The organism is Vibrio genomosp. F10 str. 9ZD137 (genome assembly GCF_049974785.1).
Taxonomy (GTDB): Bacteria; Pseudomonadota; Gammaproteobacteria; order Enterobacterales; family Vibrionaceae; genus Vibrio.
Genome location: NZ_JBNGCJ010000032.1, coordinates 1 through 611 on the forward strand (window position 1 = coordinate 1; position 611 = coordinate 611).

The following is a 611-nucleotide window of genomic DNA, read 5'->3' on the forward strand; positions in this document are numbered from 1 at the left end:
GGTTGCAGCTTAAGCGAGCGTTATGCCTTTCTACAATAAAATGGATTTTGTACATGGAAATAGTAAAAGCAACAATTGAACAATTAGACCTGATTTCTCCTCTTTTTGATGCATATAGAGTGTTTTATGGTCAAGAAAGCGACCTCACTGTTGCTCGCAAGTTTATTGAATCGCGCTTAAATAACAATGAATCTGTTATATATTTAGCACTTGATGATAAAGGTAATGGTCTAGGTTTTACTCAATTGTACCCAAGCTTCTCTTCTGTTTCGGCTGCTAGAACTTGGGTTCTAAACGACTTATTCGTTCTAGACACAGCAAGAAGGCAAGGGGTGGCGAAGAAGCTAATGGATGCAGCGAAAGATATGGGTCAAAAGGACAATGTTAAAGGTTTGGCTCTAGAGACCGCTGAGAGTAATGTGAATGCCCAGAAGCTGTATGAGTCTTTAGGTTATGAAAGGGAATCAGGGACGTATCATTACTTCTTGCAACTACAGGCATAACAAGGCGTTTAAGGCAGATTCCCAACGCTTGGCGTTCTGAGTTCAAGGTTGGGTTGTGTGATTACGGTGGTATGGATAGGTTTTGTGGTGGCGTTGCTCACTACTTAA

Annotated in this window: 1 protein-coding gene; it reads left to right on the plus strand. The window is 41.1% G+C overall.

What is annotated here, in order from left to right; translation table 11 throughout:
• Positions 1–53: 53 nt before the first annotated feature.
• Positions 54–503 carry a GNAT family N-acetyltransferase gene (locus ACP45E_RS00410; RefSeq protein ID WP_017038919.1) on the plus strand — a complete coding sequence of 150 codons (450 nt, stop codon included), beginning with the start codon at positions 54–56 and terminating at the stop codon, positions 501–503.
• The last annotated feature ends 108 nt before the right edge of the window (positions 504–611 follow it).